Source organism: Spirosoma terrae, assembly GCF_010435915.1.
GTDB lineage: Bacteria > Bacteroidota > Bacteroidia > Cytophagales > Spirosomataceae > Spirosoma > Spirosoma terrae.
Map to the genome: position 1 here is coordinate 29,247 of NZ_JAAFZH010000025.1, position 22,884 is coordinate 52,130.

The 22,884-nt window shown below is 46.8% G+C and carries 17 protein-coding genes; 13 read left to right on the top strand and 4 right to left on the bottom strand.

Annotated features, from left to right (window positions below; all coding sequences use genetic code 11):
* The first annotated feature begins 18 nt into the window (after positions 1-18).
* The 10 genes from GK108_RS30220 (at position 19) to GK108_RS30265 (ending at position 13,841) form a co-directional block, all read left to right on the top strand.
* Positions 19-1,542, top strand: coding sequence for a RagB/SusD family nutrient uptake outer membrane protein (locus tag GK108_RS30220; protein WP_163955334.1), 1,524 nt, complete (start codon positions 19-21; stop codon positions 1,540-1,542).
* A gap of 249 nt (positions 1,543-1,791) precedes the next feature.
* Positions 1,792-4,470 (top strand): c-type cytochrome, encoded by a 2,679-nt coding sequence (locus tag GK108_RS30225; RefSeq protein WP_163955335.1) that lies wholly within the window; start codon positions 1,792-1,794, stop codon positions 4,468-4,470.
* 106 nt (positions 4,471-4,576) lie between these two features.
* Positions 4,577-5,362, top strand: coding sequence for a 3-keto-disaccharide hydrolase (locus GK108_RS30230; RefSeq protein WP_163955336.1), 786 nt, complete (start codon positions 4,577-4,579; stop codon positions 5,360-5,362).
* A 110-nt stretch (positions 5,363-5,472) separates the two neighbouring features.
* Positions 5,473-6,534: an aldose 1-epimerase family protein gene (locus GK108_RS30235; RefSeq protein WP_163955337.1), complete on the top strand. Its 1,062-nt coding sequence runs from the start codon at positions 5,473-5,475 to the stop codon at positions 6,532-6,534.
* Between the two features lie 20 nt (positions 6,535-6,554).
* Positions 6,555-7,781: a class I mannose-6-phosphate isomerase gene (locus GK108_RS30240; RefSeq protein ID WP_163955338.1), complete on the top strand. Its 1,227-nt coding sequence runs from the start codon at positions 6,555-6,557 to the stop codon at positions 7,779-7,781.
* 102 nt (positions 7,782-7,883) lie between these two features.
* Positions 7,884-8,915, top strand: a complete 1,032-nt coding sequence (locus GK108_RS30245; RefSeq protein WP_163955339.1) for a sugar phosphate isomerase/epimerase family protein — start codon at positions 7,884-7,886, stop codon at positions 8,913-8,915.
* A gap of 151 nt (positions 8,916-9,066) precedes the next feature.
* Complete coding sequence (locus GK108_RS30250) at positions 9,067-10,227, top strand: Gfo/Idh/MocA family protein (RefSeq protein ID WP_163955340.1); 1,161 nt, start codon at positions 9,067-9,069, stop codon at positions 10,225-10,227.
* Positions 10,228-10,369: 142 nt separating this feature from the next.
* Positions 10,370-11,869, top strand: a complete 1,500-nt coding sequence (locus GK108_RS30255) for a sugar ABC transporter ATP-binding protein (protein WP_163955355.1) — start codon at positions 10,370-10,372, stop codon at positions 11,867-11,869.
* Between the two features lie 16 nt (positions 11,870-11,885).
* On the top strand, positions 11,886-12,869 hold the full coding sequence (locus tag GK108_RS30260; protein WP_163955341.1) for an ABC transporter permease: 984 nt from the start codon (positions 11,886-11,888) through the stop codon (positions 12,867-12,869).
* Positions 12,870-12,890: 21 nt separating this feature from the next.
* Positions 12,891-13,841 carry a sugar ABC transporter substrate-binding protein gene (locus tag GK108_RS30265; RefSeq protein ID WP_163955342.1) on the top strand — a complete coding sequence of 317 codons (951 nt, stop codon included), beginning with the start codon at positions 12,891-12,893 and terminating at the stop codon, positions 13,839-13,841.
* A gap of 477 nt (positions 13,842-14,318) precedes the next feature.
* On the opposite strand, the gene GK108_RS30270 is transcribed toward GK108_RS30265, so the two are convergent.
* Both GK108_RS30270 and GK108_RS30275 read right to left on the bottom strand, forming a co-directional pair.
* Positions 14,319-15,017: a LytR/AlgR family response regulator transcription factor gene (locus tag GK108_RS30270; RefSeq protein WP_163955343.1), complete on the bottom strand. Its 699-nt coding sequence runs from the start codon at positions 15,015-15,017 to the stop codon at positions 14,319-14,321.
* Complete coding sequence (locus tag GK108_RS30275; RefSeq protein ID WP_163955344.1) at positions 14,998-16,689, bottom strand: histidine kinase; 1,692 nt, start codon at positions 16,687-16,689, stop codon at positions 14,998-15,000. The genes GK108_RS30270 and GK108_RS30275 overlap by 20 nt, the downstream gene beginning before the upstream one ends.
* Positions 16,690-16,828: 139 nt before the next feature.
* On the opposite strand from GK108_RS30275, the gene GK108_RS30280 reads away from it, so the two are divergent.
* On the top strand, positions 16,829-18,217 hold the full coding sequence (locus GK108_RS30280) for a serine hydrolase (protein WP_163955345.1): 1,389 nt from the start codon (positions 16,829-16,831) through the stop codon (positions 18,215-18,217).
* Between the two features lie 312 nt (positions 18,218-18,529).
* Here GK108_RS30280 and GK108_RS30285 read toward each other — a convergent pair whose 3' ends face one another.
* On the bottom strand, positions 18,530-19,051 hold the full coding sequence (locus GK108_RS30285) for a hypothetical protein (protein ID WP_163955346.1): 522 nt from the start codon (positions 19,049-19,051) through the stop codon (positions 18,530-18,532).
* 306 nt (positions 19,052-19,357) lie between these two features.
* On the bottom strand, positions 19,358-20,269 hold the full coding sequence (locus tag GK108_RS30290) for an SMP-30/gluconolactonase/LRE family protein (RefSeq protein ID WP_163955347.1): 912 nt from the start codon (positions 20,267-20,269) through the stop codon (positions 19,358-19,360).
* 341 nt (positions 20,270-20,610) lie between these two features.
* Here GK108_RS30290 and GK108_RS30295 point away from each other — a divergent pair, with 341 nt between their 5' ends.
* Together GK108_RS30295 and GK108_RS30300 are read left to right on the top strand one after the other, a co-directional pair.
* The gene (locus tag GK108_RS30295) at positions 20,611-21,822 is read left to right on the top strand and encodes a site-specific integrase (protein ID WP_163955348.1); all 1,212 of its coding nucleotides are present in this window, start codon (positions 20,611-20,613) and stop codon (positions 21,820-21,822) included.
* Between the two features lies 1 nt (position 21,823).
* Complete coding sequence (locus GK108_RS30300) at positions 21,824-22,747, top strand: hypothetical protein (protein ID WP_163955349.1); 924 nt, start codon at positions 21,824-21,826, stop codon at positions 22,745-22,747.
* The last annotated feature ends 137 nt before the right edge of the window (positions 22,748-22,884 follow it).

Below are 22,884 nucleotides of genomic sequence, written 5' to 3' on the forward strand. Positions count from 1 at the left end.
CCTTATTCATACTTAGGAATGAAAACAAGATATATAGCAACCTGGCTTTTAGCAATTGCCCTGACTGGTTGCACAAATGATTTTTTAAACGTAGTCCCCGAAACAGCGCTGAGTTCAGCAACATTCTTCACCAAAGAAGCCGACTTTCAGCAAGCTGTCAATGGCGCATACGTACCGCTCCGGCAGATGTACAATGAACGTGCCTGGGTCTTGGAAGAAATGCACTCCGACAATACGTATTACGCCCGGAATACGCTCTACGGCGCTGTTGATGCTACCGAAAACGTTGCTGACTTTGCCATACCAGTTGCCGATGGCGAAGGGGGCGTCAAGGTTACAGCTAACGATAACGTACTGGTTCAGTTCCGTTTAAACTACGTGATCATTGCCCGCGCCAATCAGATTCTTACAACAATCGATAAAATAGACTTCTCGGCCGATTCCAAAAACAATCTGAAAGGACAGGCTCTGTTTCTGCGGGCGTTTGCATACTTCGATCTGGTACGTCTGTTTGGGCGGGTACCGCTTCACTTAGTACCCGTAACGGGACGTAATGACGCAGCTCTGCCACTGGCAACCACGGAAGAACTGTACGCGCAGATCGAAAAAGATGCTACGGAAGCCAGTAAACTGCTGCTTAACAAAGCGAAACAGGAACCAGGCCGCGCTACGTCGGGAGCCGCCAAAACGCTGCTCGCCAATTTGTATCTGACACAGAAAAAATGGGCGCAGGTTGAAACGCTGATGCGCGATGTGATCACCAATGATGGGTACCAGCTCAGACCTGATTACAACGATGCGTTTTCGTTCACCAGTGCCAACAAGAACAACTCAGAGTCTGTATTTGAAATCCAATATATGGAAGGAGCGGCAGGCTATAACGGCAACCAGATCTATCGGTTTATTCCATCCCCAATTACAGCCGCTGAAATCGCTCCACTCACGGGTACGTCGAACCCACAGCCGACCTCGCAGGAAAGCAATAATATCCCAACACCGGATATTATTGCAGCCTATGAATCGGGCGACAAACGGAAAGATATTTCGATCGGAACCGTTACGTTAAGCGGCAGCTTACGGGCAAACAAAGTATATCCTTATATCAAAAAATACGCCCGCCCGCACTCGTTACACAACAACACTGGGCAGAACTGGCCGGTATATCGCTACGCTGAAGTTCTGTTATTTATGGCTGAAGCGCTGAACGAGCAGGGCAAAACAGCTGAAGCCGCTACGTATCTGAATCAGGTGCGGACTCGTGCGGGTCTGGGTGCCAGCCCTGCTACCGGACAGGCCGATATGCGGGAAGCGATTTTCAAAGAACGTCGCGTTGAGCTGGCTTTTGAAAACAAGCGGTGGTTCGATCTTACCCGCACAGGCCGTGTTACGGAAATTATTTCGGCCTATGGCGCACGGGTAAAAGCCAATCCAGCAGCCTACTATTTCCCTGCCGGAGCTGTTCCGCCACCAAACGCCTTTACGAATCTGGATATTTACTATCCGTTGCCAGCCGTCGAGTCGGCACTGACGCCAAATTTCTAGTCCTATCAGGAGCCCAGGAATGCATGCTTGTATCCCTGGGCTTTACCCCTGAAAACAAGTAATGCATTACGCTTTATTCACAGAAACCCAACTCCAAAAAGCGCACAGAAAGCCTTTTTAATCGTTTAAACAGTAGAAAATAGCCCTTCCCTATTTCTTATTACCTGAATACAACCATGAGCCTGATAGAAGCTAACCGGAACCGCACTCTATCGATAACATCCCATAAACTTTTAGCCACTTATAACCATGTCATCACGATTCAATGTCGCTAAGCTCGGACTAGCCGTTTCCGGCCTTGTACTGATCGGAGCATCCTGGGTAGGTCTTCGCTACCCGGAAAATAACAGGCAGGGGGCAGAGAATCCCAAAGTCGATAAGCTCAAACTACAGCCTGGTTTCAAAGCCGAGCATATATACAGCCCTTCTGAAAACAAACAGGGATCATGGGTATCAATGACCTTCGACGATAAGGGTCGAATGATTACCTCCGATCAGTACGGAGGATTATTTCGTTTAAAAATTCCGGCTGTTGGATCGGGCTCTACACAACCGACCATCGAAAAACTGGTTATCAGCAAGGATACCAGCATAGGAATGGGCTATGCACAAGGCCTTCTGTATGCCTTCAATAGCCTGTATGTGATGGTCAACAACCGGCCCAGCAAACAGTTTCCGAAGCCCAGCGGCCTATATCGATTACAGGATACCGACGGCGACGATCAGTTCGATAAGGTAACTATGCTGAAAGAGCTGAAGGGTGAAGGCGAGCACGGCCCACACAGTATTGTTCTATCTCCTGATAAACAATCGCTCTACGTCTGCTCGGGTAACCATACCGACGTACCAAAAATGGACGCCTATCGGTTACCATCGAACTGGCAGGAAGACAATCTGTTCCCATTAATTAAAGACCCTCGCGGCCATGCTAACGACCGAATGGCACCGGGTGGCTGGGTTGCCAAAGTTGACCCGGAAGGAAAGCGCTGGGAGCTGATGGGTGCCGGTTTTCGGAACGAATTTGATATTGCCTTCAACGAGGCAGGCGATATGTTTACCTATGACTCCGATATGGAATGGGATTTTGGCCTGCCCTGGTATCGGCCGACCCGCATTTGCCACGTAACGAGTGGAGCCGAGTTTGGCTGGCGCACAGGCGACAGCAAATGGCTACCGGCTAACCCCGACAATCTACCTGCTATCGTCAACATTGGACAGGGTTCGCCCACGAACGTAATGTCAGGTATGACGGCTAAATTCCCGCAGAAATACCGGCAGTCTATTTTCGCTTTCGATTGGAGCTTTGGTATTATCTACTCGATCCATCTAAAGCCTAAAGGTGCTACGTATGACGGTGAACGCGAAGAGTTTATCTCGGGTACGCCACTACCACTCACGGATGGTGTTATTGGCCCCGATGGCGCCATGTACTTCCTGACCGGTGGCAGACGGCTGGAGTCCGATTTGTATCGGGTATACTATACAGGAAACGACGCCAATACGTCGGCTCTTACACCCACGTTAACTGCTGAGCATAAAATTAGAACCAGTCTGGAAAAATACCACGAAGGCCCCAACCCACAGGCAATTGCTGCGGCATGGCCCAACCTGAACCACCCAGATCGGTTTGTACGATATGCGGCCCGCATTGCTGTTGAGCACCAACCTGTGGCTCAGTGGCAGGAAAAAGCGCTGGCCGAAACAGACCCAGTTCGGGCGACTCAGGCTATTGTAGCCCTGGCTCGACAAGGTAGCGCTGATTTAAAAAGTAAAGCAATAGCGACGCTGCTGAAAATCGATTACAATAAACTATCAGAATCACAGCAATTCGACGTACTACGTGCTTTCGAACTGATCTTTCTGCGGATGGGCGCACCCGATGCAGCCGATAAGGCCAAAGTGGTGGCCTACCTGAACCCGCATTTCCCGGCTAAAAGTGCGCTGTTGAACCGGGGACTGAGCAAGGATCTGATTTATCTGGAAGCGCCAAACGTAGTGAATAGAACGTTGGCTCAGATGGATTTGAAAGAAGAGCCCGGCATGAAAAACCTTAATCTCGATCCAACTACGGCCTCGTCTGATCTGATCCTGCGAAACCCACAATATGGGATGGATATTGCCAAAATGCTGGCTAAAGTCCCACCGCTTCAGCAGACGTATTACGCTGTGATGTTGAGCCGGGCTGAATCGGGCTGGACACCAGAGCTTCGCACCAAATACTTCACCTGGTTTGGTAATGCTTTTAAATATGAAGGCGGACGTAGTTATGTTGGCTTTATTGACCGGGCTCGTAAGCTAGCCCTGGCTCATGTACCGAAAGACCAGTTCGAGAAGTTCAACAAATTATCCGGTGCCGATATTCTGACCAGTTCAGGAAACGATCTGGTAAAGAGCGACTATACGCCTAAAGGCCCTGGAAAACGCTGGACCTTAGACGAAGCGGTGGCCGCTGTCGACAACGCTAAAATGTCTCCCAATTACGAAACAGGCAAGAAGATTTACGGAGCCGTTTTATGTAGTAGCTGTCACGCCATGCAAGGATCTGGTGGCGACATCGGCCCTGATTTAACTCAACTTGGCACCCGTTTCTCCAATAAGGATATTCTGGATGCGATTATCAACCCGAGCAAAGCCGTATCTGATCAGTACGCATCAACCATTTATATCCTCAAAAATGGCGAGTCAGTAGCCGGTCGGCAAATCAGCGAAGACAAGATCAATTATTCGATCTCGCAGAACCCATTTGCGCCCGATCAAATTCGTAAGATTCCGAAGAAAGATGTGAAGTCGAAGCGGTATTCGCCCGAATCAATCATGTATCCCGGTTTGATTAATAGCCTGAACGCCGATGAGTTACGGGATTTGATGGCCTACCTGAAAGCAGGAGGCAATCAGAGTAACGAAGTCTACAAAGCAGGAGGAAAATAAGTTTTCAGTTTAGCGTTTTCAGTTTTCAGTGGCTGACGCGTCAGCAAGTATCTGGCGTCAGCCACTGAAAATTCTAAACGCTAAACTTCCTTTAAATCAACATACAATGCTGAAAAGAACGATAAGGCAAGTCCTGCCAGCAGGGCTTGTTATAGCAGCCGTACTGACTGGTTCGCTTGTAAATGCCTGCTTAGGACAAAGTAAAAAAGCGAAGAAAGATGGCTTTGTACAGATATTCGACGGCAAGTCGCTCAAAGGATGGGACGGCGATCCTACCTACTGGCGGGTTGAAGATGGAACCTTAACCGGAGAAATCACACCGACGACATTACTAAAAACCAACTCGTTCATAATCTGGCGGGGTGGAGAACCTGGCGACTTTGAGTTTAAGGGTGAATTTAAAATTACCGAAGCCGGAAACTCTGGTATCAATTATCGGAGCGATCAGCTAACCGATGTACCATTTGCCCTGCGGGGCTATCAGGCCGACATCGACGGTAAGAATACCTATACCGGCCAGAACTACGAAGAGCGGAAACGTACTACGTTGGCGTATCGTGGTCAGCGAACCGTTATTGAGCCTTATACGGGTGATAATACGCCGGAAGCTATCCGGTCGAAGGTGAGTCGGAATGCCTGGACCGGGATGAAAGTAGTTGGATCGCTGGGTAGTTCCGATTCGTTGAAAACGCTGATTAAAGCAGGCGACTGGAACACATTCCATCTGGTGATTAAAGGCAATAAGTTACAGCATTATATTAATGATGTATTGATGAGTGAAGTAACAGACGACGATACAGTAAACGGAAAAGCAAAGGGCTTACTGGGTGTTCAGGTCCACGTAGGACCACCCATGAAAGTTCAGTATCGTAACCTGCGAATCAAACAGTAAGAGAAAATACAGGATGTATGGCGTAGGATATATGATGTATAATCCATTTAGACTAACTCTCGAAATACATTATACCTCATACTTCCTACATCATACATTGTACTTACTATATGACAATACAACCCTGGCATAATAAAGTATCTAATCCGGCTCAATTGGGCGGTATCGAAACGTCTGTTCTGGACAATGGATCGGGCCGGGGCACTCGTATTGCCTGGATCAATACCGGAACCGGACTTCGCTATAAAGTAGTCATCGATCGGGCTATGGATATTGCTGATGCCTTCTTCAATCAGCATAGTCTGGCCTGGTTGAGCCACGTTGGCGTTACGTCCCCGCAACCTTTCTCGGACCGTGGTATCGACTGGCTCCGCACCTTCACCGGTGGCTTACTCACAACCTGTGGGCTATCCCACGTAGGAGGCCCCGAAGAGGATCAATACGGCCAACGTGGTTTACACGGCCATATCAGCAACTCACCCGCCGAAATTGAATCGATTATTCAACCCGACCCGGCGGCTGGTCGGCTGGATATGACTATTACCGGACGTATCAAAGAAACACGGGTCTTCGGACCCAGTCTGGAACTACGACGTACCATATCCGCTACGCTTGGTCAGCCAACGATTCGCATTCACGACGAGGTAATTAATCGCGCCAATACCCCTGCCCCTCACATGTTGCTCTATCATTTCAACTTCGGCTGGCCGCTGGTCGACGAAGGAACCGATATCATCTGGCGTGGCAGCTGGACAACGGGCGATAGTGAACGAAATCAGGAGATTTTCCGGGAAGGCAACAACTTTCGGCAATGTCCGGCCCCGATGGAATCGCATAGCGGTACCGGCGAAGCAGTCGCCATTATTGACATTGAAGCTGATTCGAATGGCCAGTGTGTGGCCGGATTGCATAACGCCCGGCTGGGCATTGCACTGGCCTTACGCTTTCAAAAAAGCCAGTTACCCTGGCTTTCCAACTGGCAGCATTGGGGCAAAGGCGAATACGTAACGGGCATTGAACCAGGAACGCATCCGCCTATTGGTCAGGCCAAAGCCAGAGAACAGGGCAATTTATTATTTATTGAACCAGGCGAAAGCCGACAGTACGATCTTGAGCTGGAACTGCTGACAGACGCAACATCCATTAATGAATTTGTAAGCAATTACGTATAAGTCGAGTAATAATAACCCTTATGGAAACAACCGAAAAAGTAAGCTTAGCAGAAAAAGCGTTAGAACAGGGAAAGGGAATTTTGCGGCTTACGCCCACCTGGGTCCCCCGGTCATTTTGCGTACCAGGCCGACGTATCAAACTCCATCCCGACGACTACTACGTATTGGGTGGTGAACGCGGTGGTATCGACGAGCGCTGGTTTTCTTCGACCACGCCCGCTAAAAATGGGCCATTAACGGGCGAGAACGAAGGGTTGAGCCATATCGTTTACAAAGATGAAGACGGGCAGGAAGTTCAGTTTCTGCTGAAAGACGCTGTCGACGAACTAAAAGGTGAACTAATTGGCGATCGGCTTTGGAATGAATACCAGAGCTGGCCGATGTACTCGAAATTTTTCGACAACATGGGGCCTCTCCCCCACCACCTGCATCACAACGACGAGCAGGCTGCACTGATCGGTCAGTTAGGCAAACCCGAAGCATATTATTTCCCTCCTCAGGTGAACAACCACGGTGGCGATTTTCCATATACATTCTTCGGCATTGCGCCAGGAACCACCAAAGAAGAAATTAAAGAGTGCCTGAAGAATTTCACGAAAGGCGATAATAAGATCACGAACTTTTCATCGGCCTACCGACTCGAACCCGGCACCGGCTGGGACGTACCGCCCGGACTGCTCCACGCGCCCGGCAGTATGTGTACCTACGAGCCACAGAAAGCGTCGGACGTATTTGCGATGTACCAATCGCTGGTTAACGAAGCCATTATTCCTGAAGAACTGCTCTGGAATGGTACGCCCAAAGACCGCGTCGGCGACTATGATCAACTGATGGAGGCCATCGACTGGGACCTGAACACCGATCCGCAGATGATGACGAATCGGTTCATGCGTCCGAAGCCGGTTCATGACGAAGAAGAAATGAAAGCGGCTGGTTATCGCGAGGTTTGGGTCTGCTACAAAAACGAAGCGTTTAGCGCGAAAGAATTAACCGTTTTCCCTGGCCAGACGGTCACCATCAACGATAGTGCTGCCTATGGTCTGATCATGATGCAGGGGCACGGCAAGATGGGCGTTTGGGATATCGAGACGCCAACCATGATCCGCTACGGCCAACTCACCAACGACGAGTTTTTTGTGAGCGAAAAAGCAGCCGTAGAAGGCGTAACGATTACCAATCATTCGACGACCGATCCGATTGTGATGCTCAAACACTTTGGTCCATTGAATCCTGATCTTGTATTATAGAACGCAGATTTTTATGATTGGTATGATTAATTATAGATCTTACTAATCATAAAAATCTGTGTTCTATATTCTCGGTTTAACCCTTAAAACCATAACCTCTCCATGAACGAGAATAATTATCCTAAGCTCCACAATGCCATGTGGCCGGGCGTGGTCGGAAAAGGCCCCGACTCAGAACCCGTTATTGGATTTGACACCATGCTGGAAATGACAGCGGCTGCTGAGGTTGATGGCGTAAAATTCGACGGTGTTGACCTGGCTCTGTTTGAGCATATTGATGTTAATCTGTCAGACGACGATATCAAACGACTGGCCGATAAATTGAACGGTTATAACCTGAAAGTTGGTTCGCTGGTAGCGCCCATCTGGGGTGGACCAGCGATGGGTAGCAAAGAAGATCGGGCCAACTTTGTCGAAATGGTTCGTAAATCCTGCCACATCGGTCAGAAACTAACCGAGTTAGGTATCCGGCCCAGCGGTGTTGTTCGAATCGACTCGGCCAGCTCCCCTCATGATTGGGCCGTCGATCCAGTGGGCAACAGCAAACTGATCGTCCAGACATTTCAGGAAGCCTGCGACGTAGCAGCCGATTACGGCGAGAAACTAGCGGCCGAAGGCGAAATCTGCTGGGGCGGTATGCATAGCTGGAAAACGATGGTCGATACGTTGGTTGCCGTGAACCGGCCCAACATGGGCTTCCAGGCCGATATGGCTCATACGCTGCTCTATCTGCTGGGCTATAACAGCCCTGAAGACCGGATTCTGCCGCCCGATTTCGACTGGAGCGACCGCGCCACCCTATCCGATGCACTGAAAAAAGTAACCAATGCGTTACGTCCCTTCACCATCGATTTTCACGTAGCACAGAACGACGGTACAGTATTCGGATCGGGTTCTCATGACAAAACTGGCCGTCACTGCCAGGCGCTGGATCCAAATGGCAAACTCGACATCGTACACGACGCAGGCTATTGGCTTCGGAATGAAAATGGCGAACTGACCAAAGCCTTCAAACACATCTGCTGGGATGGCTGTATGTTCCCCAACGAGGTAATGACGAAACAGCAAACCTGGAACGACATTCTGGCTACCATGATCAAAGTTCGTCAGGCCCACGGCTGGTACGAAGCGTAAAAAGAAGTTTTCACGGGGCCGCCCGTGCGGTTTATAGTTTTCAGTTTATGGTGGCTGACGCGTCAGCAATTCTCTTGCGTCAGCCACCATAAACTGAAAACTATAAACTCAAAACTTATAGACTGAAAACTGTCTTCTCCCTCCTTATCAAATGGCAAACAAAAAAGAACTACGTATTGGCTTAATTGGGACTGGTTTTATGGGCCGGACCCACTCAAACGGATATAACCGAGTCCCTAATTTTTTTCCTGATCTGGCTTATAAGCCCGTTCTAAAAGCAGTTTGCTCCCGTAACCCCGAAAAAGTGAAAGCCTTTGCCGAACAGTGGGGTTATGAGTCGACGGAAACAGACTGGCGGGCACTCATCGCCCGCGACGATATTGATGCTGTTGACATCTGTACGCCCAACGATTCTCATGCTGAGATTGCGATTGCAGCGGCCGAAGCAGGCAAAATGATTCTGTGCGAAAAACCACTGGCACGTACCGTAGAAGAAGGACAGAAAATGGTCGATGCCGCCGAAAAAGCGGGCGTTGCCACCACGGTTTGGTATAACTATCGCCGTCTGCCAGCCGTTACGTTGGCCAAGCAAATTGTTGACTCGGGTAAACTCGGTAAAATCTTCCACTACCGGGCTAACTTCCTGCAGGACTGGACCATCAGTGCCGACGTGCCACAGGGTGGAGCCGGCACCTGGCGCATGGACGTAGAAGCTGCGGGCTCGGGCGTTACTGGCGACCTGCTGGCTCACTGCATCGACACGGCCATGTGGATAAACGGTGGCATCACCGACGTATCGGCCGTAACGGAAACCTTCGTAAAAGAACGGATGCACGCCGTAACCGGAAAAGTTCAGCCCGTCGGAATCGACGATGCCTGTATTTTCCATTGCCATTTCGACAATGGCTCACTGGGTCTTTTTGAATCAACACGCTATGCACGTGGGCACAAAGCCTTGTATACCTTCGAAATCAACGGCGAAAATGCCTCGATTCGCTGGGATCTGCACGATCTGAACCGACTCGAATATTTCGACCATAGCGATGAAGGCATCGTTCGCGGCTGGCGCTCCATCCACGTAACCGATGGCGATCAGCCCTATATGGACAAATGGTGGGTTCCTGGTTTAGGCATTGGCTATGAGCATAGCTTTATTCATCAGGTAGCCGACTTCCTGAAAAGTCTGGAAACCGGCGAACCATGCTCTCCTACGTTCAAAGATGCGCTGGAAACACAGAAAGTTTGTGAAGCCGTTCTGGAATCGGCGGCTACAAGAAGCTGGAAAGATACGGGCGTAGCGTGGGCGCAGTAGCCAGTCGAATAGGCTGAAAACTGGTCAAAACCTTTTGGCTTTTCATACTGTAGGTTTCCTGGCAGGGGTAGCGAACCAATACGTTCGAGGCCAAATGCAGGAAACCTACTCCTATTTTATCCATATCAACGATACGTTACGTATGAGTCAGTCTCAGGAATATATTCTTGACGTGCGCGGCCTAAGCAAAACGTTTTCAGGCATCAAAGCACTCGACAACGTGCAACTGGCAGTCAGAAAAGGGGAAGTACACGCACTCATGGGTGAAAATGGAGCGGGGAAATCGACCTTTATGAAGATTCTGATTGGCTTGCTGAAACCCGACTCGGGCGACATTTTTTTTGAGGGTGCACCCTTGCAGGTCAAGAACGTTCATGATTCATTGAAGAAAGGGATTTCCATGATTCATCAGGAAATTCTGATGGTTCCGGAATTGACGGTAGCGCAGAATATTTTCCTGGGCCGCGAAACAACCCGATTTATGCCCGGCTGGCTCGACGACCAGACAATTTACCGGAAAGCCAACGAAATCTTGACGCAGATGGGGGTTTCTCTCGATGTCAGAACTCCCATGAAATACCTGAGTGTGGCGGAGATGCAGATGGTGGAGATCGCCAAAGCTATATCCAACGATGCCAAAGTGATCATCATGGATGAGCCAACGTCCGCCATTTCCGATAAGGAGGTGGCTACCCTCTTCTCCATTATCAATGATTTGACCAAAAAAGGGGTTGCTATTATCTACATTTCTCACAAGATGGATGAAATATTCACCATTGCCGATACCATTACGGTACTGAGAGATGGACGATACATTGCCACTCACAGCGCCACCGAACTCGATACCAACCGGCTTATATCGCTGATGGTCGGGCGCGAAATTGATAGTCTCTTTCCTGATGCTGTTGAATTAGGCGGCCAGGAAGCCATATCCGTTAAAAATCTGGGACGCAAAGGCTCTTTTTCTGGAATTAGCTTTACCGTAAAAGCGGGCGAAATTCTGGGTATGGCGGGGTTGATGGGAGCTGGTCGAACCGAAATTGCCCGTGCTATATTTGGTCTGGACCGATTCGACGAAGGCGAAATTGCAGTCAACGGAAACCTTGTATCTATTACGTGTCCACAGGATGCCATGCAACACGGCATTGGCTACGTAAGCGAAGATCGTAAAGCCTTGGGTTTTATACCCAATATGACAGTCAAAGAAAATATTACACTGGGCAATTTATCGAACTACACACAAGGCCTCTTTATCCAGCAAAAACAGGAAGCAAAAATCGCCAGTGAGGTTGCTGAAAACCTGCGCATCAAAACGCATACCCTCGACCAGAAAGTTGCCAATCTAAGCGGAGGCAATCAGCAGAAAGTAGTGATCGGAAAGGTGTTGCTGGCCTCACCCCGAATTATCATTCTCGACGAGCCTACCCGTGGCATCGATATTGGTGCCAAGTCAGAAATTTATAAACTGATACGTCAGCTAACAGCCTCGGGAATTGCCGTCATCATGATCTCTTCTGAGCTACCCGAACTAGTAGGAATGAGCAACCGAATACTTGTGCTGTCGGAGGGCAAACAAACCACCATCCTATCGAAACAGGAAGCCACCCAGGAAACCATTATGGCCCATGCCATGCCGCACTAATTCTTAACCAACCGGAATGAAAAACGAACCCACCAGTTATGTCAATCAGATTGGCAATACGTATCGATTACGAACACGCGGCATCGGCAAATACGGTATTGTCCTTGCCTTCATCGCTCTATGTATTATTCTGTCAGTTATGACGCCCCGTTTTCTGACGGTAGCAAATCTGGTCAATATTTTTACCCAAGTTTCCATCAATGCCTTACTGGCTTTTGGTGTTACGTTCGTGATTATTACGGGCGGCATTGATCTGTCGATTGGGTCGATGGTTGCCGTGGCAGGCGTAGTGGCTGCCTTATTCGCGCATCCTGATACGTATCCGGTTATTGTACCCATTCTGATGGGTTTATTGGCTGGCCTGGCTCTGGGAGCACTCAATGGATTTGTGATTACCCGAACGAAAGTTCCGCCTTTTATTGTCACCCTGGGCACCATGACGATTGGTCGGGGTTTAGCCCTCATTCTCAGCAAAGGTCGCCCCGTTTCTAACCTCTCAGATTCATTTAATTTTATTGGCGGTGGACAACTTTTCGGCATTCCGATGCCTATTCTTATTCTGATTATTGCTTTCGCGGTCTGCTCAATTCTTCTGAAAAAGACGGTCATTGGTCGGTATATGTACGCCGTTGGCGGAAACGAACTAGCAGCCGAAGCATCGGGTATTCGGCTAAACAAAGTCAAAATGGTCGTTTATACGCTCTGCGGAGGACTGGCTGGTCTGGCTGGTATTGTATTGACCTCCCGCATCACGACTGGACAGCCCAACGCAGGAGCTGGCTTTGAGCTGGATGCTATTGCCGCTGCCATCATTGGCGGCACCAGTACGTCAGGCGGAGTTGGCACCATAATGGGAACCCTGATCGGAGCCTTGCTCATTGGTGTCATCAGCAATGGCCTGGACCTGATGAACGTAACGTCATATTATCAGCAAGTGGTGATGGGCGTCATCATCATCGGAGCCGTAGTACTGGACAGCTTAAGTCAAACGAAAAAATAATCACTGAACCCACAAAGCCCTATGATACGTAAATCCGTACTACTCACCCATACCCTGCTCCTATCGTTATTTCTGGGAGGATGCGGCCAATCATCGTCCAGCGAGAAGGCAGATAAAGAAGGTGGCAAAAAGCTGGTTATTGGAGCCACTATGCTCAGTATGCAAAATGAGTTTATAGTTAATGTCAACGACGAAATGACTAAAAAAGCGGAGGCCGATGGCGTTGAACTCATCTCTATCGACGCCGAACGGTCACCATTAAAACAAATCGAGCAGGTGGAGAGCTTCATTGCCCAACAGGTAGATGCCATTATAATGAACCCCTGCGAAGTAGAAGCCAGCTCACCGGCCGTAACAAAAGCCCTGGCTGCCCATATCCCCATTATTAATGTAAACTCGGCCACCAGCGCAAAGCCCACAGCCTTCGTAGGCTCTGATGACGCAGAGTCAGGACGTATTGCCATGAATTACATTGCGAAACGGCTGGGAGGAAAAGGCAACGTAGTGATGATGCATGGTTATATGGGGCAGGCCGCGCAGATTCAGCGCGAACAGGGTGCCCGTGAGGTGCTGAAACAATACCCTGGCCTGAAATTACTGGCTCACCAGACCGGCGAATGGGACCGGGCGAAGTCAATGACGCTGATGGAAAACTGGATTCAATCCTATGGCCCGCAAATCAATGCTGTTTTTGCTCAGAACGATGAGATGGGCATGGGAGCCGTTAAAGCACTAACAAGCGCGGGCTTAAAAAACAAAGTTATTGTGGTCAGTATTGATGCTATTCCCGATGCGCTACAGGCAGTTAAGAACGGTACGTTAGATGCAACAATTTTTCAGAATGCAGAACAGCAAGGCGCTAAAGCAATCGAAACAGCGATAAAAATAGCGAAAGGCCAGCCTTACGATAAAGAGACGCTAATTCCATTTGAGCTGGTTACGAAAGAAAATATAAGTAAGTATCAGAAGTAAGCACAAAAAAAGCCGTAACCGAACTATGGTTCTGGTTACGGCTCATGAAGCCTGGTGTATCATTTAGGTAGAAGCGGAAGCCGCGAAAACAGATTGTTATTGGCTCTAAGTTACAGTTTTTCTTTTCGTTAAAAAGGAAATCCAATAAAATACCCATGAACTAATGTCTATTATTTCGATTTTCAACCAAATCAGCATTCATAAATAGTAGACTATTTTTCAGAAGCCAGCAACGCCCAGCATCCAGGCCGCGTACTAACTGATGAATAGGTAATATGAACAAGATGAAGCAAAAACACCCGGCCAATTGAGCCGGGTTGTTTTTTATAACCACCTTTTAACCCCGATGTCTTAATGAGCTTACTACTTTTGCTTAGAAGGTTTTTGGAAAAGAGGATGAGATAAATGCCGGGCGTACTTGGTCCGGCATTTATTTTATGCTGAGACTGTTTAGGCTTTTCTTGTTCACCATCCTACCTAATGGAAGTATTGCTTGAGCTGCTCATATCGGCTACGTCCGATGGGTAATTGTTGGCCATTGGTTAATTGCAGCGTATAGCGTCCACCTGATTGAATGTGAATACCTGCAAAATATCGGCTATCAGCCAGATAGGATTTATGAATACGGTCAAAGCTATCGGGTAGTAGCTGGGCCAGTTTTTCCAGGGTTTTATCATGCAATGCCTTAGAGCCGTTATGCAGATGCAGTTCGGCATAAACACCTGCCCCCTTTACAAACAGGACATCCTCAACGGGAATTAGTCGAATCTGGCCCCGCGTTTTTACTGCTAGAAATTTAAGAGGAGACTGCAACGTAGCGGATTTTAAGCTAACCCGGTCCAACGCTTGTTTTACCCGTTCGATGGCGAAGGGTTTGCCAATAAAGTCGAGCACACCGTACTCAAAAGCGGTGATGGCCTTGTCGGTATAGGCAGAAACTACAATGGTATGGAAAGATTCTGCAACTACACTTTTCAAGACGTCAAACCCATCCTGTCCATTCAAATTCAGGTCCAGAAATAACAAATCAATGCCATAGCGACGAATGTGCTCAATACCCAGCTCAATGCTATCGCAACGAGCCAGACTGGTTAGCGAGGAACCCAGCAATTCGCGTACAAACCGTTCAATTCGGGCAGCTATTCGGGCTTCATCGTCAATGATTAGAATGCGCATAGATTGTTATTTGGGTTAACCACCCTTCTTCATTTCCCTGAGAAAGTAAGCTCCAGTCACAGCCGTAACTTTCGGTTAGCCTGGCTTTAATGTATTGCAAGCCCAGACCTGCCTGGACTTGTTGACTAACGGTGCGGTTTATCGCCAGCGTACGGAACTGATACTGCCGATAGTGCTCATTTCGATGACCCGAAAGATGGAACCGGATTGTCCCATCAGCCAGTGGTAAACTGTGCGTAATGCCATTTTCCAGCACAGTGTGTAATAATGCCGGGGGGATTGTATCTGATGGATCGATGCCGCAATCGGCCCAAACATAATCGATCTCTTTACGGAAACGCATGACGGCCAGATGGCTTTTGCATAGCTCGATTTCATGGGATATGGGCACCAAACGCACATCAACCATTTGGCTCAATAACCTGAATTCGCCCGCCAGCGCTTCGATAAACACTACGCCCTGCCGAGGAGATTCCTCAATCCAGTCGATAAGCGCAGTTAAACTGTTCAGCAAAAAATGGGGCTGGATACTTTTTTTCAGCAATTCCGTTTTTAGCCGTTCTGAAAGCAGTAAGCTCTGCCTATATGCCTGATCTATTTCCTGCGAACGAATTACCAGTCCATAGAGCATGGCTAACAGTAAGAAGCCGAAACTCAGGTAAAGACTATAATCGTAATAAAAGAAGTAAGCGCATATTCCACTTAAAACGACCGCAATCAGCATGCGAATGCTTCCTTTTCGTTGTCGCTGCACGGCCAGTAATGATACCAGCACGACACTGACGCCCATCGTCAAACTCAACAATTGGGCTGTAAGATCGTATCGTCCGTGAAAGTAGACGAAAATTCCCAGCAACAGCAGCCCCAATAGACCCGTAAAATACGTAGGTTTGAAAAGTCCGAATTGCCGATTGAGAAAAGAAGGGACCAGCAGCGCAATACATCCGGTTAGTACTCCAATTATTTCCAGCCGGGGTGTTTGCACAGTATAACGATACGACCAGACAAAGGGAACGTACTCCACGACAATCAGACAGAAGAATAATCCACAAATTAAACTAAACAGCCTAAAAAGGGGCTCCTGGCGGTTATGAAGCGATAAAAACAAATAATATATCGCCCCGATTAGAAAGGCTCCCGCCAACATAGCCATCCAGCCAACTGTTTGTAGCGATGCCCGTACTCTATCTGAATAACGTTCTATCCCACAATTATAAAAACTGTAGCCTGTACCGGCGTAGAAATTAGATATCCGAAGCGCTAACACATGGACACCAGGTTGCGTATCAGCATCCGATAAAGGCCACTCAGTAGCATGCAGCCCCGGCTGCTCGGCCGCTTTCGTACGTCCAACCCGACCATTATGACCAATCAGGCGTCCGTCCCAGAAAGCATCGAAAGAACCCAGCGCTATGATTCTCAATCCTAATGGCTTACGCCTGGCAGCTACAGAATCCAGCCGGAAGTGAAAGCGTACCCAGAATAGCTGTTGCCGGGACGTACCGTTGGTAGCTATCCAGTCCTGATCATTCCAATTCAGGCCCGCCCAGCTGGACTGGTCCCCAAGTTTGAGCCGGATACCTTCTGGCCTGACTACCTCGGGTTGACAGCCTGCCATTGCAAATAACCCCAATAGGCTAAAACAGGCAATCCAGGTTTTGAAGCTCGTCATGCTCGTTGGTGAATGGACAAAGATAAACACCTGCCGATGAGTTTAGGTGTCGTTGACAAAGGGATCGTGCCGTTGGCAAGTTTACCACTTTATTACACGTTTGAACATCGTATCCTTGACTGATTTTCACAACGATACAATGTTCATAAAACGCTTATTACTAATCAGCTTAGCGCTGGCAGGGCTAGTAATCTGGTTCCCATCCACGGCTCAACAGCTACCTAACAAGCGGATCGATTCGCTCCTGCAGGCCGCTCATCAACTGGGCGTTTTCAATGGCAACGTTCTGGTTGTTCATCGAGGAATTGTTCAGTACCGTAACAGTCTTGGCTACGCCGACGGCACTAAACGTACCCCATTGACCCTTAATAAACTCTTCGACGTTGGCTCTATCTCTAAAGAGTTTAATGGCGTAAGTCTATTGCTGTTACAGCAACAAGGAAAATTATCACTGACGAATCGGCTCAGCCAGTACCTGAAGGATCTGCCTAGCTGGGCCGATAGTATCCAACTCAGACACTTAATTAACTACACCAGTGGGCTACCCATTACGGGGGCTACGAGCGATCAGCAGCTACTTGACGAACTAAAAGCGTTGAAAGCACTAGCCTTCAGACCAGGTAACGCCTATGCGTATAGCTACGCCAATGTGTATCTACAGCGTCGAATCATTGAAGCTGTGTCGGGCCAGGCTTACGCTACGTTCGTAGGTGAGCACCTACTAAAACCCCTGCGCATGAACCATACCTATATGGATCTGCCGCTAACGGCACCCGACATGACACGGGCATTTGACAGTAATTTTAAAGAAAGAAGGTACGAGCAACAAATGAGTGGCTTTATCCGCCTAACCATTGACGACCTATATACCTGGCTGATTAAGCTGGATAACTATCAGTTGGTTAATAAAGCGGCCATGCAAATGCTGGCCGTCGATTTTGGCGGTAACGAAAGTAGCCTGGGTCATGCCGTCTTTAAAAATGACAAATTAGTCTGGCATCAACATCATGGCTCTAATTATAATTATGAAGCGCTGATGACACATGATGTGGAGAATGATATTGTTGTGATTCTGATGACCAATAGTCAACAGTTTAAGGTCAATGCGCTGACCAATAGCATTATCGCGATTCTCCAGGGAAAGCCCTACACAGTACCCAAACGATCGGTATATCTGGATCTTCGCGAAAAAGTGCTGACGGATTTCGAGCAGGGCATTGCTTTCTACCGGGATATCAGGGCGAATCAGCGGGATCGGTATGATTTTGGTTTTGAAACCGGCGATTTGATTAATACGGGCAAATACCTGATGCGTCGACAACGGTACGAAGAAGCAATTCGACTATTTCAACTAAGTGCGAGCGTAGCCGTTCAGCCAAGTGATTATTCTTATACGTATCAATTGATAGCAGACTGTTATGCTAAGATAGGTTTGAAACAACTAGCGATCATCTACTATCAGAAAGCTGTTGAGAAAGACCCTATGAATGAAAATGCGAAAGGCTATCTAGCGGAATTAGTCAGATAAAACGGGGAAGTTAAAGTCGATTTATAGGGAGTAATCAGATAGTCAGCGGTGCTTACTTCCCGGATAAAGTTCGGGTAGCGTAAAGAGCAAATTACACCAGTGACTAAGCACATGGTCTCTTTGATTCAATTAGTCTTGACGAATATGCATAGCCGCCATTCGATCCACTCAAACGACAACTAATGTTAACGTCTTTTAACATACCACTTCCTAAACACGTAGTACTTTTGCAACCGTAAGAAATATCTCATAGGTTAAGAAAACGGCAAACGCCAGTTCTGTTTTGAGCTGGCGTCTTTGTTTCTATCATGGTTAATGAGCTTTCACAGCTACACCCCGCTCAATATACCCATTCGTATCTATGAACAGGCTATCAAGATAATTCAGCACTTCCCAAATATTGACCCGGGCGGGTACTACAGCCCCATCGAACTGCCGTTCTGATGATATAACTCCCTGCGTCGTGATTGTTAGTCTGATAGGGCCAGACACTAATTCGATGTGAGTTGCTGCTTTGGCCAACGTAACGATTTCGCCTAAATCCCAGTAAGGATATCCTAGTCGGAAACACTGTCGCGCTTCCTCATCCGTCAGGCTGTCGAGCCTACGAAGAAATGGACGTATTTGCTGTGGGTGCATGGATCGGGTAAACGCTTCCCCTTCAAACCAGACACCAACGGTTGGGGTTAGCGAATTCCCTTCAATCTTATCACGAACGTATTGAAGGACACCCGTTTCTCCATGTTTGTCATGCTCCAAAGAATTGACCTGTACCTGCCGTCCCAGATAACGAGTCAGTTCCTTTATCATCAATGACGAATCTACATTGATCATCTTTTATTTCCCGCAAAACAACAAGTGTTGGCCTGAATAGAATTTAAAGATCGGATCGTTATGTTCGTACAGCAAGAAAAATCATAATATACCTACTTAAAGGCTTCACAATAGCCAGTAAGATCATTTTTTATATACGACCTATCAACTTTAAACTACAAAATAGTTAACAATTGATAGCATAGACTTCTAGGATATCACTAGAATTCAGACGATTGAAATCTGGCTTTTAAAAATTTACGTATGTATATATAAAAGAAGCTTACAGCGTACTGGATCAGGCAATTCCGATGGGATTGCCCGATTTTATTCTACTCCTTTCACCTGCATCTGTACTGTATAAATAGATTCCGTTGCGGTAATAAACAGTGTTTTTCGATCTTTGCCTCCAAAGCAAATATTGCCAACCCAACGCGATGGCACGGGAATATTCCCAATACGTTTCCCCGCCGGATCATAGACCGTAACGCCTTTCCCGGATAGATAAAGATTCCCCTGATTATCCAGCGTTATACCATCTGATCCCTGAGCGACAAAAAGCTGGCGATTACGTAAACTACCATCATTATTGATCTGGTATTTATACGTTTTATTATCCCGAATATCAGCTACGTACAGATAGTTACCATCAGGAGTACCCACAATACCATTTGGCTGGAGCAGATTATCGTCTACGACTACGGGTTCTTTTTTGCCTTTGGGTAAGTAGTACACTTTCTGCCCATCAAGATCAGGTTTCTTCCGTTCCCAGTAGTCGCGCTGATAGTATGGGTCGGTAAAATAGATACCTCCCTTATTGTCGGGCCAAAGGTCGTTGGGGCCGTTCAGGCGTTTCCCCTGGTAATCGGTCATCAGAACCGTAACCTGTTTAGTCGGGCTAATGGACCAAAGCTCATTTTTTTCGTCGGCACAGGAAATAATATTCCCTTTCTTATCAAAATACAATCCATTTGACCGGCCAGTTTTGTCCATAAATAGAGAAAGCTTTCCATCTGTATCGTATTTCCAGATTTTATCATTGGGCTGGTCAGTGAAATAAATATCACCTTTTTTATTAACTGCCGGGCCCTCCGTGAACGTAAACTGACTGGCTATTTTCTGAACGGTGGCCCCTTTCGCCACAACTTTTACAGAATCAGCCAGTTCCTGACCATAGGAGTAACCACAGATAGTTAAAAAGAAAGCCAGTGCGAAACCGGTTTTGGGGAAGCTAGTCATAAGCAGAAAAAGAATAAGCTTATGCAGAAGGCGAAACAAGGAATACTTCTACTGATCGCCGGAAAGTGGATCAACAGGATACACGTATAAAAAAAAGTCCTTACAGCTGATACTGCAAGGACTTTCATCATTTGTTGGCGGTCCGGACGGGACTGCGAATAGTTCATTTATACACTTTTATTTACTTTTTAATTGTTTGATTATTAGCGCACTAATCTAATATTCTGTAAAATACCTTGAAAACAAAGAATAAAAATGAACAAAATGTTTTACCTATGTTTCACCAAACGCTTGCTTTTGTCAATTATATTTTGTAACTTTATATAAGATAAAACACATATATGGCAACAAGTTATAAGATAATTCTACGAAAAGAGAAGATAAATGGAAAAGGGGAGCACCCACTATATTTACGGATTACTGACAATCGCAAATCGAGCTATAAGGCTTTAGGAATCTATGTGGCTCCATTACTATGGGATGACGAACGGCAAATAGTAAAACGCGGCTACCCAAACTCGGCCCGAGTTAACAACCTCTTAACTATTGAGTTAGGAAAAGTCCAAGGCAAGGCTCTTGAGATGGCCACATCTAATAAAGAAGTCAGTGCTCGACGTATAAAAGAAGCCGTTAACCGAAAATCTAGCGATAGTTTCATAGAGTACTTTGTAGGCTATCTGGATTGGCTTAAGCGGGAAAATAAAGCTGGAACTTACGATAAGGCTTGGGCAACACTTTCAAAGCTTAAGCAATATATGCCAAATCGAAATCTTACTTTTTCGGATATTGATATTGACTTCTTGAGAGCCTATGAACGATATCTTAGGGATGAATTAGGTAACTCGATTAACACGATCCATTCAAACCTCAAGATTTTTCGCAAATTGTTTCATCAGGCATATATGGATGGTACAATTACGGCAGAGCAAAACTCATTCCTGCGCTACAAACTTCGTACTGAAAAAACCAATAAAGACTATATAACTGAGGATGAATTGGCACGACTCGAAGCGCTGGAGATCCCTGAGCGGTATATGATGAATCATCATCGTCTTATGTACATATTTGCATGCTATAGTGGAGGGTTACGTATCTCTGACATCCTACAATTACGCTGGCGTAACTTCACGGGAACTCATTTGGTCGTAAATACACACAAAACTGGCGAACCTGTAACAATTAAACTCCCTAAGCGTGCCTTAGAGATAATCGACTTTTACAAGCCTTTGACTAGTGAAAAAACAGAGAATTTTATCTTTCCGTGCCTTAATAACGAAGCTGACTACACTGATAGCAGAGTACTTTTCCGAGCTTTATCCTCTGGAACGGCTTATGCTAACAAGAATTTAAAGACCTTGGCTCAACGAGCAGGTATTGACAAGTCGATTAGTTTCCATACGTCTCGTCATACCTTTGCTACCCGTGCGTTAAGGAAAGGTGTAAGAATGGAATACGTCTCGAAATTGATGGGTCATACTACTTTGAAAACGACTCAGATTTACGCCAAAATCGTTAATGAAGAGTTAGACAAAGCAATGGAGGTTTTTGATTGATATGAAGGAATATCCTTTTCATGAACTTGATTATATAGTCAGGGAAGATGGTGCGCGGTTGATTCGGGCTTATGTCCAAAATCCAGATGAGCCTAGCATGAATCTTTTGAGAAACAGGATTCAACCTGCGGCAAGGAATTCCGTTGTTCCTTACTTCTGGGATCGAATAGATGAGATCGCCCAATCACAGGAGCCCGTTCCAGAATTAATTAGAAGAGTTTTCAACTTATGCTTTGACTGCGCCTTTTGGGATATAAAGCTAACGTGGTATGATACCCCTGATGAGCGTAGATCATTGGTAAAAAAAAACCACAATGTACCTCTTAGCCTATGTCTCCAAGCTATTGAGACTACAGAAGAGTGGAAGCCTTACATTGACCAATTTCGCATGGAGTATAGGTTGTTTATCGACAGGTTGCATGAAAATCTCGATGGTTATCAGGACACCTCAATAAATAAGCCATCAGCATTGGCTGTTGTTGAAGAACATAGAAGCGAATTACGGCCAATTGTCGTTCAAAGAAACACCTTTCAGCAAGGTGTTGCAAGAACAAGGACTTATGAGATGGGAGTTGATAAGCTTTATGATTTTTTGGTTGAGGGTAATTTTATAGTTGCCGCAGACAGCTCAAAGGTAGATTTCAGAGGCTTGTTTTACGGTGAATTTCACCGGAAGATAGATTGGATCGGTACCAACCAGCAACTGAGATACTTCGTAGACTCATTAATCAATCTGAAATTCATTCAGAAAGCGGAAAAATGGCAACGGGCAAGCGATTGCTTTACAAATAAAGGAGAGGTAATACTGCCACATCAACTGAAAGACACTTCTGACCCTCCCCGAATGAGTTCCAGTTTTAAGCTGATTAATCGTGTAATTCTGGAATTGTATAACATCCTTTACCCAAATAAAAATTCTGCCTAATTCTGCCTTTGTAAAATTCATTTAGAATTTCAGGTTCACAAATAGGTACTGTTTTCGCTCATTTGCGGGGAATAGCTCAATATTAACCTATAATGTGTTCCTCTGCCCTACTCAGCCATTGCACATCAGCCTTAAAT

Excerpts from the sequence above, each read along its gene's own strand:
- GK108_RS30220 (WP_163955334.1), top strand. The coding sequence starts at position 19 with ATGAAAACAAGATATATAGCAACCTGGCTTTTAGCAATTGCCCTGACT.
- GK108_RS30225 (WP_163955335.1), top strand. The coding sequence starts at position 1,792 with ATGTCATCACGATTCAATGTCGCTAAGCTCGGACTAGCCGTTTCCGGC.
- GK108_RS30230 (WP_163955336.1), top strand. The coding sequence starts at position 4,577 with ATGCTGAAAAGAACGATAAGGCAAGTCCTGCCAGCAGGGCTTGTTATA.
- GK108_RS30235 (WP_163955337.1), top strand. The coding sequence starts at position 5,473 with ATGACAATACAACCCTGGCATAATAAAGTATCTAATCCGGCTCAATTG.
- GK108_RS30240 (WP_163955338.1), top strand. The coding sequence starts at position 6,555 with ATGGAAACAACCGAAAAAGTAAGCTTAGCAGAAAAAGCGTTAGAACAG.
- GK108_RS30245 (WP_163955339.1), top strand. The coding sequence starts at position 7,884 with ATGAACGAGAATAATTATCCTAAGCTCCACAATGCCATGTGGCCGGGC.
- GK108_RS30250 (WP_163955340.1), top strand. The coding sequence starts at position 9,067 with ATGGCAAACAAAAAAGAACTACGTATTGGCTTAATTGGGACTGGTTTT.
- GK108_RS30255 (WP_163955355.1), top strand. The coding sequence starts at position 10,370 with ATGAGTCAGTCTCAGGAATATATTCTTGACGTGCGCGGCCTAAGCAAA.
- GK108_RS30260 (WP_163955341.1), top strand. The coding sequence starts at position 11,886 with ATGAAAAACGAACCCACCAGTTATGTCAATCAGATTGGCAATACGTAT.
- GK108_RS30265 (WP_163955342.1), top strand. The coding sequence starts at position 12,891 with ATGATACGTAAATCCGTACTACTCACCCATACCCTGCTCCTATCGTTA.
- GK108_RS30270 (WP_163955343.1), bottom strand. The coding sequence starts at position 15,017 with ATGCGCATTCTAATCATTGACGATGAAGCCCGAATAGCTGCCCGAATT.
- GK108_RS30275 (WP_163955344.1), bottom strand. The coding sequence starts at position 16,689 with ATGACGAGCTTCAAAACCTGGATTGCCTGTTTTAGCCTATTGGGGTTA.
- GK108_RS30280 (WP_163955345.1), top strand. The coding sequence starts at position 16,829 with ATGTTCATAAAACGCTTATTACTAATCAGCTTAGCGCTGGCAGGGCTA.
- GK108_RS30285 (WP_163955346.1), bottom strand. The coding sequence starts at position 19,051 with ATGATCAATGTAGATTCGTCATTGATGATAAAGGAACTGACTCGTTAT.
- GK108_RS30290 (WP_163955347.1), bottom strand. The coding sequence starts at position 20,269 with ATGACTAGCTTCCCCAAAACCGGTTTCGCACTGGCTTTCTTTTTAACT.
- GK108_RS30295 (WP_163955348.1), top strand. The coding sequence starts at position 20,611 with ATGGCAACAAGTTATAAGATAATTCTACGAAAAGAGAAGATAAATGGA.
- GK108_RS30300 (WP_163955349.1), top strand. The coding sequence starts at position 21,824 with ATGAAGGAATATCCTTTTCATGAACTTGATTATATAGTCAGGGAAGAT.